Consider the following 10,549-nt stretch of genomic DNA (forward strand, 5'->3'; position numbering starts at 1 on the left):
TTCAGTGCTCCGGCAGCAGCACGTAGGCGGCGATCACATCCACCGGCAGCAGCGCGCGCACCTGATACTCGCCGCGCGCACGGGCGGCGTCGCGCACGCGGCGATGGTCGGCGAGCAGCAGCTCGGCGCGCTGCGCGGCCAGCGATTCCAGCGCGGCGTTCTGCTGGGTGAGCGTATCGAGCGCCGCGAGGACGAAGCGCTCGCGCGCGGCGGGCGCCAGTTCGCCGCCGGCCGGCGCCGCGAACCAGTCGGCCACCGGCGGGGCGATCTGCCACTGCGGGTCGTTCCGGCCGACCAGCGCCACCGGCAGGGCCTCTTCGACCATCAGCGTGCGGGCGCCATCGCCGCGGCCGAGCGTGAGCTGGTGGCGCAGGCGCAGCAGCAGCACCGTGGTGAGCTGGGTGACGGCCGGGCTCACCCAGGCGCCAGTGCGGCCCAGGCGCGCCGGATCGGAGGTGCTCTCGGTGCGTTCATCCAGCGTGAATTCGAGCAGGTGTTCGGCGAGCGTGGCGACCAGCGGATGGGCGCGGTGGAGCGGACTGCAGCCAGGCGCGGCCGGCGGGGCGAAGTCGAGGTCTATGCGCCCCTCCAAGCCCTGCTCGGCCAGGCGCTCCTTGAGCGCCGGCGGCAGCGCCAGCAGCGGCACGCGCAGGATCTCCTTGCCGGCGCGACGGCGCACCTCGGGCGCAGCGCCCAGGCGCGCGAGGCTGCGCTCGACGAAGCGGCGCACGGCCTGCGCATCGCCGAGCGCGCTGCGCGCGCGCTGCCATTCCGGCAGCACCTCTTCAGGCTTGAGGCCGCGCTGGGCGAACACCGTGCGGTTGGCCTTCGTCCGTTCGGCAAGATCGGTCCAGATGACGTCCAGTTCCCGTGCGGGTGGCAGCTCGCCGAAGTCGAAGGTTTGTTGCACGCCTCGCCCTTGGCGACGCAGCAGCACGGCGGACATCAGCGCTTGGGTGAGGCTGTGGTCGTCGTCCGGCAGCGGCACGGGCACGCCGAGTTCGCGGCGGATGGCCTCGGCCTTGCGCAGGATGACGTTGAGCACCGCGCCATCCACCGGGTTGTTCTCGCCATAGAGCAGCACCGCGCGCACCACGCGCGCCGGCTGTCCGAAGCGGTCCACGCGCCCTTCGCGCTGCTCGTGGCGCGTGGGGTTCCAGGAGAGGTCGTAGTGCACCACGGCATCGAAGTGCTGCTGGAGGTTCACGCCCTCGGACAGGCAGTCGGTGGCGATCAGCAAGCGCCGCTCGTGTTCGCCGAGCGCCTCGGCGCGGGCGCGACGTTCCTCGGCCGGTAGCTCGCCGGTGACCACCTCGATGGTGTGTTTGGGGAAGCGCTGGCGCAAATGGGCGCCCAGGTAGTGGGCGGTGGCGATGTAGCGGCAGAACACCACCGGGGCGTGATCCTTCTCGAACAGCTCGTCCAGGATCGTCACCAGCCGGGCGAGCTTGGGGTCGTCGCGCTCGCCTTCGAGCTGGCGCGCCCGTTCCAGCAGCGCGCCGAGCGCGGCGTCCTCGGCACCCGGTTCGACGTCATCTTCGGTGAGGGCATCGCTGCTGCCGTCGAACACGCGCGCGGCGAGTTCTTCGGCGCCGTCCTCGTCGGCCGCCAGACGCCGGGTGGCGAGCGCCTGCGCCGCCGCGGCCGGACTCGAGGAGACGCAGCGCATCAGCGCCAGCGTGCCCCAGAAGGTGAGGCGCTGGCGGCGCGCGTCCCCACCGGCCTGTTCGGTGACGGCGGCGCAGTAGTCGAGCACAGCCTCGAAGAACTGCTCCCAGCGCCCGCTGAGGCGATAGGTGGCCTCGGCCACCTCACGGCGTGGGAATAGGCCGTCGTCCTGCCAGGCGTCGATGTCCGGTCGGCGGCGCTGCACGTAGTGGGCGGCAAGCGCTTGGCGGAGTTTTTCGCGCGCTTCGCCCTGGGCGGTGGCGAGCGCCTCGAAGGCCGGCTTGAGCAGCGCGAGCAACCGGTAGAACGCCTGCTCGTCGCCACTGTGCGGGGTGGCGGTGAGCAGCACCAGGTGGCGCTCGCCGTTGGCGGCCAGCTCCTTGAGCAGCGCGTAACGCAAATGCGTGCGGTCGCTGGCAGACGAGCAGGTGTGGGCCTCGTCGACGATCACCAGCTCGGGGCAGGCGCGGGCGAATTCGTCGCGCCGCTTCTGGCTTTTGATGTAGTCCAGGCTGACCACGGTGACGGCATGCTGCTCGAACAGGCTCACGCCGACCGGCAGGCCGCGCTCCAGACGCGCGGCGCTGGCGGCGGTGACCGCGACGGCCGGAAAGTGGAAGCGCTCTGTCAGTTCTCCGACCCACTGCTCGACCAGGTGTGGCGGGCAGAGCACGGCAAAGCGCTGGATCTCGCCGCGGTCGAACAGCTCGCGGGCGATCAAGAGCGCCTCGATGGTCTTGCCGATGCCCACATCGTCGGCGATCAGCAGGCGCACCGGGTCGAGCTTGAGCGCCATCAGCAGCGGCACCAGCTGATAGCTGCGCGGTTCGATGCCGATGTTGCCGAAGCTGCGAAACGGCCCGGCGCCGCGGCGCAGCGACAGCGTCAGCGCGTCGGCCAGCAGCGCGGCGGTTTCCCGGTTGCCGATGTCGTTGGCCGTGGGAGCAGCGAAGTGCGCGGGACGGATGTCGGGTTCGAGCCCCAGGTGCAGCCAGGCGGTGTCGGCCTCGGAACCGGACAGCGGGCGCAGGTGCAGGGCCTCAGGCTCGCTGGTGGGCAGCACCACCCAGTCGCGACCGCGGGCGCGGACCAGGCTGCCGGGGGTGTAGGTCGGTGCGTTCATCGGCTTAACCAAGCAATTTGGACAATTTTTTGAAGGACTGGGGCCATGGGGTGCGGTCTTCGCCGAAGCGCACGAAAGTGTAGCCCCGGTCTTCCCATTCGGTTTGCAGGGCGCGCGGCGTATCCGGCAGGGCCACGGCCACGTAGTGGTCGGGCCAGTGCAGCAGCAGGTTGTCGGCGTGTTCGGTGGCAAGCGGCGGCGGCAGATCGCCCGTTTCGGTGCCAAACGCCCGTTGCCAGATCGCTTGCCAGCCTTTGGCTTCGGTTGCATCCGCATCCGCATCCGCTTCCGCACCCCCTGACGGCGGCGCATTGTCCAGCAGTGCGGTTTCGGAGCAGGCCAGGCGCCACAGGATGCGGCGGGCGTGTTCGTCGCGCCGGTCCAGCAGTTCGTGATCCGGCTGGTTGTAGTACGAGAGCAGGCAGCGGTAGCAACCGGCGACGCAGGCAGTGTGGGGCAAGTCCTGCAGGTCGGCGGGCGGCGTCTGCCGCAGGGTCGCCAGATCGTCCGGCAGCTCGAGGTGCAGCAGGCGCAGCGCGGCCTGGGCGACGCGCGCCAGCGCGTCCGCTTCGCTCACCAGGCGCGACAGCACGCCAGCACCGCCTTCGGTGGCCTCGTAGAACAGCACGCCTTTGCGTTCGGCGCGGCTCGGCAGCGGTTCGGCCAGCAGTTCGCTTTCTTCGAGCTGGAACACCGACTCGATGCCACGCTTGAGCGCGTACTGCACGGTGGCCAGGGTCACGTCCGAGCAGGCGCCGGCCGGTTGCAGCAGCAGGGCGTTTTTCTGGTCCTCGACATAGGGCACCACGCGCTGCGGCGGCAGCTTGTCGGGGTCGGGCTCGGCGGCTGCATTGGCCTCTTCGTTTTCATCTTTTTGCCAGTAGCCGGTCTTGGGACTCAGGTTGAAGCCGAAGACGTTTTTATCCTTGCGCCGGCGCAGGCCCTTGTTGATGCGGGTGATGGTGGCGCCGGCGCTGTAGCGCAGCTGCACGATGTCGCCCTCGGCGTCGCGCGCCACCAACAGGCGCGCGTCGATCCGGCCGTTGCGCCGCGCCCACTGGAAGGTGGTCTGCAACTCGAAGGCTTGGCGCTGGCGCTCCTCGTCGTTGGCGGTGATGCGCTCGGCGGGCTCGGTGTCGACGGCATCGACACGGTAGAGCTCGCGCACCCACTCGGCGTTGCCAAGATCGGCCTGGCAGGCGTGGCAGCGCTCGTCCTGGATGTCGAAATGGGCGGCACCGCAGGCCGCGCACAGGCGCGCGGCCAGTGTCGGCAGCCGCTGCTGGCTCGCTGTGCCTTCTTGACTGCCAACGGCGATGCGCACGCGCACCACGCGAAAGGCGCGGCCCTCGTGATAGACCAGGCTGCGCGGGCCGAACTCGGCGATGCCCAGAAAGCGCGGGCGCTGCAGGAAGGTCTGGTTGCGCGCGCCGTCGCCGCTGCCCGGCACATAGGCCATCAGCGGCAGGCGCGGGAAGTTGTAGCCGGGCAAAAAGCCTTCGGTTGCAAGGTAGCGGTAGGTGTAGAAGTCGCTCGACAGCGTCTCGCGGCCGTGCAGCAGCAGCTCGATCTGTTCGATGGCCTGGCGGTGGCGGCGCTTGGCGGCGTCTTTTTCCTTGGGATCGCGCACGGTGAAGTCGTTGAGCGTGGCCTGGGCCTGGTCGCGCTGGCGCACGGCGCCGTTGAACAGCTCGCGCCAGCGCCGAAAGGCGGCATCGAAGGCATCGACCGCGCCGTCGAGCACGCGCGCGCAAAAAGCTTCCGCGCCCTCGTACCAGGGCGCTTGCTGCGGGCCGAGCTGGGGCGCGAGGTTGCGCAGGATCGGCAGCGCCTGGGCCTCGGCATGGCGGCGCACTTCCGGCTGAGCGAAAGCGTCGATCAGCTCCTTGCGCACCGGCAGGCCGGGCTGCTCGGGTTGCACCACGTCGGCAATTGCCTTGCCGAGCGCCTCACCGCTGGCGGCGAGCCAGATCGCCTGCAGGTGGCTTTCGAGCAACTGACGGTTGGCCAGGTCGATCAAGGGCGCGCGCACCTCGCCGTGCACCATCTGCCGCGGCTCGCGGAAGAAGAACTGGTCGTGCGGGCTGCGCGCGGCACAGTAGGTGACCACCAGCGCTGCCTGGCCACTGCGCCCGGCGCGGCCGGCGCGCTGGGCGTAGTTGGCCGGCGTGGGCGGCACGTTGCGCAGATAGACGGCATTGAGCGCCGAGATGTCGACGCCGAGCTCCATGGTCGGCGAGCAGTAGAGCACCGGCAGAAAGCGCGTGCTCTCGCCGAGGAGCCGGGCGCTGTCGCCCAGTTCGCCGCGCAGGGCCTCTTGGTCCTTGTCGCTATAGCGAAAGCGCGCCTCGCGAATCTCGCGCACGCGCGATTCGACCTGGGCGGTGTGCTCGCGGCCCTCGAAGCGGAAGATGGCGGCGCCGCCCGCCTGCAGGGTCTGCGCCAAGGTGCCGTAGAGCTGGGTGAAAAAGGCGTTGGCGCGGCCGCGTGCGAGCGTGCCGTCGCCAGCCAACAGACGAACGCGCTGGGAGGCGAGCCGCCAGCCGGGCGCGCGAAACGGCGTGGTGTCGTCACAGCGCACGAACTTGCCGCGCGCGGCGCCGAGCATCCATTCGAGCAGCTCGCGGTAGGCATCGCGCCCGAGCGGCTTGTCCACGCCCCACAGCGAGCCTTGGCGCAGCGCTTTGCCAAGCGGGCTTTGCAGGCCGGCGCGCAGGATCAGGTCCTCGTCCCGTCCCTGGCGCTGACCGCCGCCGGGCTGGTCCAAAAACAGCCAGCGCGCCGGGCGCAGCGTCTCATCGCGGCCAAAGGCCCAGGGCAGGCGCAGGAACTTGCGGCTCTCGTCAGCCAACTTGCGCAGCTGCTGGTCGTCGAGCGCGGCGGCGTCCACGGCGAGGCCCCGGCGCAAGTGGTCGAACAGCGCGGTGAATGCCTCGATGCGTACCTCGGGGCTTGCCGTGCGCATTACCGCCGGCGCATCGCGAAAGTTGGCCGGGTCGGAGGCGAAGGCGTCCAGGTCTTGATAGACGACGCGCAGCAGGCCGAGCTGCTCGAGGTTGGGGTTGGTGTAGCGCCAGCCGCGCCGCTGGTCGAACCAGGCGCGGTAAGCCAACACCTGGCGCAGCACGTTGGCGGCATCCTGCAGATCGCGGCCGGACAGCGCCGGCTCCTGCAGCCATTCGGCGAGGTGGGTTTGCGCCGGGTCTGCCTGGGGCGGGATCGGCCGGTCGAAGCCGAGCGCGCGCACCATGCGTTCGCCCAGATCGGCATCGGCGACGCCCTGCGGCGCGCCATCGAGCGCGCCGAAAAAGGCCGAGCGGATCAGGCTGACGAAGATGAAGTCGTTGAAATGGCCGGCCTGCAGCGCGGCGTCCTGGCGGTTGTCGGTGAAGGCGAGCAACTTGCGCGTGTGCGGCGCGAAGCCGGCCTGCTGCTGCATCCACTCCAGTGCCGCGGTGGTGATGACCGTGGTGGCCGAGCTGCGGCCCTCGGCCGAGAGCGACGCCAGCCGGTTGCTGTCCTTGCCCTGCACGCTGTGCGCCGCGCGGCAGCGCAGGCAGAAGCGGAACTTGCCGGATAGAAAGTAGCCCTCCACGCCCTGGCCGAGTGTGCCATCCGGCGCCACCCGCAGCGATACGGCCCGCAGCTTGCGGTAGGTCTTCTTCAGGCGCGGCGTGTTGGCAGCGCCGGTTTCGAGCCAGCTTTCCGGATAGTCCTCGAGCTCGCCGGTGAAGGTGAAATCGGCGTCGCTGGGGGTGACCAGAAAGAAGCCGGTCTGTTCGCCTTCGCTGTCGGCCTCGGCAGCGTCCTCGTCCTTGATGGCGGTGACGTCGTCGATGTCGCGAGGCAGCAGCACCGGCGCGCCGCCTTCCACGCGCCGACGCACTCCGTGGTACTCCTGCCCGCAGTCGCGACAGAAATAAGTGGGGTAAAGCCTCTTGATCTCCTCGCTACCCGGCAGGTACTGCTGGCCTTCGAGCACCACTGCGCGCGTGCCAGGCGGCTCCAGCGTGGCGTAGGCTGTCGCCGCGCCGGAGAGGAACTGGTGCAGTTTGAAGGCAAAGAACGGGTAGGGTGAGTCACTGCGGCCCGGCATACGCTCCCGTTCGGACAACGCGGCGGCGAGCAGGAACGCCTGCAAGGCGGCAAGGCAGTGCTGTGGATCAAGGCCGGATGCTGTGGCTAGATTGTCGGCAGCCTCGTCCACCATCAGCGGCTTGGCACGTGCCGGCTTGCCGTCACGAAAGTCGAGGCCGAGCGTGGTCTCGACCCATATGGCGAGCGGGTGGATGCGCAACTGGGTGTCCGAGAGCCGGTCGAAACCACCGGCGGCGATCGCCTGCCCGAGTTCGCCTCGGACGCTGTCGGCCGTCCGCGTGGGGTCGGTGGCCCGCTCCAGCGTCTCGGTGATGACGTCGCCAGGCTCGATGGCGGCATCGAACAGCTTGGCCGCGACCTCGGCAACCACCCGGTTCTTTTCTTCCTGCGAACCTTCGCTTGCCATCGTCGCCGAGGTGCCGATGCACTGCAGGCGCTCGGCTTGCAGGCGCTGCCTGACGCGGCGCACCAGCAGCGCAACGTCGGCGCCCTGACGGCCGCGGTAGGTGTGCAGCTCGTCGAGCACCAGAAAGCGCAGGTCGGTGCAGTGGTCGATCACCTCGCGGTCAAGTACATCCTGCCGGGTGAGCAGCAACTCCAGCATCATGAAATTGGTGAGTAGGATGTCGGGCGGGTTGGCACGGATCTGCTCGCGTACTTCCTCGCGCTCTTGGCCGGTGTAGCGCGCGAAGGTGACCGGCGGGGTGCGGCCGGGCAGGAATTTCTGCAGCTCTTCGAGCTGGCTGTTGGCGAGCGCGTTCATCGGATAGATCACGATGGCGCGCGTGCGCGGTGTCGGGTCCTCGTCCTTGGCGCGCAGGATGGCGTCGACGATGGGAATGAAAAAACACAGTGACTTGCCCGAGCCGGTGCCGGTGGTCACCACATAGCTGCGACCGGCGCGCGCCAATGCGATGGCCTCGGACTGATGGCGATGCAGCCGCAGGGGCTCGCCGCCGGCTTGAAAGATGTGTTGGGTTTCGGGATGGAGTTCACCCGCCGCGACATGTTCGGTGATGGATTTTCCGGGCTGGAAGCGGGGGTTGATTTGGATCAGGGGTTGTGGCCAATAGCGACCGCTGGCGAAGGCTTGGTCGACCTGGTTTCGGATGTCATCGGAGCGAATGAAGGTGAATGATCTAGCAAAGTTGCTGTAATCACAGATCAGGCTTTTCCTGAAATGGAACACGTCCATGGAGTCGTCCCCGATAAAGTGAATTGATCCTCGATTTTGAGACCAATTTCTCCTTTTTCATCTCGTCCATGTCGATATGAGCTAAAAAGCCCTCGCGTGTTTTTCAGAAAAAATGAGCCTGGCAATGCGCCGCAAGCGGCGAAGAGGCCGTCGGTTAATCCCAATTGTCCATTAGGACGCGGGACGATGGCGAGGCGACTGGCGCGGCAGTTTGCTCGCTGGTGATAAGTCCATGGCCAGTGCCATGGACGCCGAAGCAGCAATCAAAATAACTGTCAACCGTCAACCAGCGCCCGCGTAGGCGCGAAGCATCGCATGGACAGTCTGGATTTATTTGCCGACTTTGCCCTGCAGTTCGGCCACGCTTTCAGGGTTGACGAGCGACGACAAATCGCCGGGGCTGTCGCCCTTGTAGACGGCGCGCACCACGCGGCGCATGATTTTCATGTTGCGCGTCTTGGGCAAGTCGTGCACGAAGACGACCTGCCTGGGTCGGTACGAGGCGCCCATGCCATGCACCACCGCTTGCGAGAGCTCGGCTTCGAGCGCCGCATCGGGCTGCAGGCCCGGCATGGGCACGCACACGCAGACGATGGCCGAGCCCTTGACCTCGTCGGGCACGCCCACGACGGCAACCTCGGACACCTTTCCGGTCTGGGTCAGCAGGGTTTCGATTTCCGACGGGCCGGTGCGCTTGCCCGAGATTTTGATGGTGTCGTCGCTGCGCCCGAGGATGTAGTAAAGCCCGTCCTCGTCCTGCATGGCAAAGTCACCGTGCACCCAGATGCCGGGGATGATGCGCCAGTAGCTTTCGAGGTAGCGTTCGTCGTCGTTCCACAGGCTCTTGGTGAAGCCGATGTTGGGGTTGCGCAAAATGAGCTCGCCCACTTGGCCGCGCGGCACAGGCTTGCCGCTTTCGTCGACGATGTCCACGCCTGCGCCGAGGCCGCGCGCACCGAAAGAGCCGGGGCGCATCGGGTGGATCATGGTGCCGGTGAAGTTGCAGCCGCCCACTTCGGTGCCGCCCACGATGTTCATGATGGGCAGGCGCTTTTTGCAGACGTGGTCGAAAAACCAGCGCCAGGGCGCCTCCGTCCATGCTTCGCCGCCCGAGCAGGTCACGCGCAGCGAGGACAGGTCGTAACGCTCGACCTCTTCGTCGCCATAGCGCATGAGGCTGCGGATCAGCGTGGGTGCAACACCAAGGTAGCTGACCTTGTAGTCTTGCACCAAGCGCCAGAAGCGGCCCGTGTCGGGGAAGTCGGGCGTGCCTTCGACCACCAGCAGGCTGGCGCCGAAATAGCTCGGCACGCAGGCGCACATCGCGCCCACCATCCAGCCCATGTCGCTCATGAAAAAGAAGCGGTCGGAGGGCTTGAAATCAGCGCAAATGTGCATGTCGCGCGTGACCATGGAGCCGAGGAAGCTCACGTGCGTCCACACGCAACCCTTGGGCTTGCCCGTGGTGCCCGAGGTGTAGAGCAGGATGGCGGCGTCGTCGGCAGCCATCTCGGCGGTGGGCAGGTCGCTCGGCTGCTGGGCGACGAGGCTGGCCCAGTCATGGTCGCGCCCCGGCGTCATGGGGCAGGGGATGGCGTCGCCTAAGTGGCGCAGCACCAGCACATGCTGCACGCTGGGTACCTCGGCCAGCGCCTCATCGAGCACGGACTTCATGTGGCCCGGTGTGCCGCGGCGCCAAGTGCCATCGACGGTCAACACCACCTTGGCCTGGCCGTCGTTGAGGCGCGAGACGATGGGCTGGGGCCCGAAGCCCGAAAACAGCGGCATCAGGATTGCGCCGATCTTCAGCACGGCAAAGAACGCGATGAAGGTCTCGGGCAGGTTGGGCATGTACAGGCCGACGCGGTCGCCGCGCTGCACGCCCAGCGACTGCAGTGCGGCGGCGAGGCGGCAGACCTCGGCGTCGAACTGGGCATAAGTCAGCGTGCGGCGCTGCTGCGGGTCTTCGCCCTCCCATTCGAGATAGACCTGGTTCCACACGGGCGTGCCGCGGTGGCGGTCGAGGCAGTTGAGCACCACGTTGGTCGTGCCGCCCACGCACCAGCGCGACCATTCCAGGCCGCGCGACATGTCGAGCATCTGCGTGTAGGGCTTGTAAAAGCGAAAGTCGCAAAACTCGAACACCTGCTGCATCAGCCAGGCCGGATCCGCGTCGGCGCGCGCGGCCAGCGTGTCGAAGTCCGGCATGCCGGTTTTGTGAATGAAGGCAGTCAACCGAGCAGAAGCGATGTCCTCCGGCGTCGGCACCCAAGCAAACGGTTGTTTGTTAGAATTCATGGCGCCATCCTAGCGCATTTGCGCGCGCGAGTCCAGCAAAAGTCTTATCCAACGAGGTATGAGCCTGAAGCCCGCCCCGTGATTCCAAGGAAGAATGAGCCTGAAGGCAGGCCAGGGAGAAGCGACACAAGCGGCTGATAGGCAGCAGCTTAGGTGCAACGGGTCGA

General features: G+C 67.7%; 4 protein-coding genes. 1 reads left to right on the plus strand and 3 read right to left on the minus strand.

Annotated features, from left to right (window positions below; genetic code table 11):
- Window position 1 precedes the first annotated feature (1 nt).
- Together FK527_RS13765 and FK527_RS13770 are read right to left on the minus strand one after the other, a co-directional pair.
- Window positions 2–2,791 (minus strand): helicase-related protein, encoded by a 2,790-nt coding sequence (locus tag FK527_RS13765; protein ID WP_144735005.1) that lies wholly within the window; start codon window positions 2,789–2,791, stop codon window positions 2–4.
- 4 nt (window positions 2,792–2,795) lie between these two features.
- Window positions 2,796–7,772, minus strand: coding sequence for a DEAD/DEAH box helicase (locus FK527_RS13770; protein WP_246072814.1), 4,977 nt, complete (start codon window positions 7,770–7,772; stop codon window positions 2,796–2,798).
- A gap of 45 nt (window positions 7,773–7,817) precedes the next feature.
- Between FK527_RS13770 and FK527_RS17615 the strand changes: the two genes are divergently transcribed.
- Window positions 7,818–8,027, plus strand: a complete 210-nt coding sequence (locus FK527_RS17615; RefSeq protein ID WP_246072816.1) for a hypothetical protein — start codon at window positions 7,818–7,820, stop codon at window positions 8,025–8,027.
- 387 nt (window positions 8,028–8,414) lie between these two features.
- Here the strand turns inward: FK527_RS17615 and FK527_RS13775 are convergent, their stop codons facing one another.
- The gene (locus tag FK527_RS13775) at window positions 8,415–10,382 is read right to left on the minus strand and encodes an AMP-binding protein (protein ID WP_144735009.1); all 1,968 of its coding nucleotides are present in this window, start codon (window positions 10,380–10,382) and stop codon (window positions 8,415–8,417) included.
- Between the last annotated feature and the right edge of the window lie 167 nt (window positions 10,383–10,549).

It is taken from the genome of Extensimonas perlucida (assembly GCF_007655255.1).
Lineage (GTDB): Bacteria > Pseudomonadota > Gammaproteobacteria > Burkholderiales > Burkholderiaceae_C > Extensimonas > Extensimonas perlucida.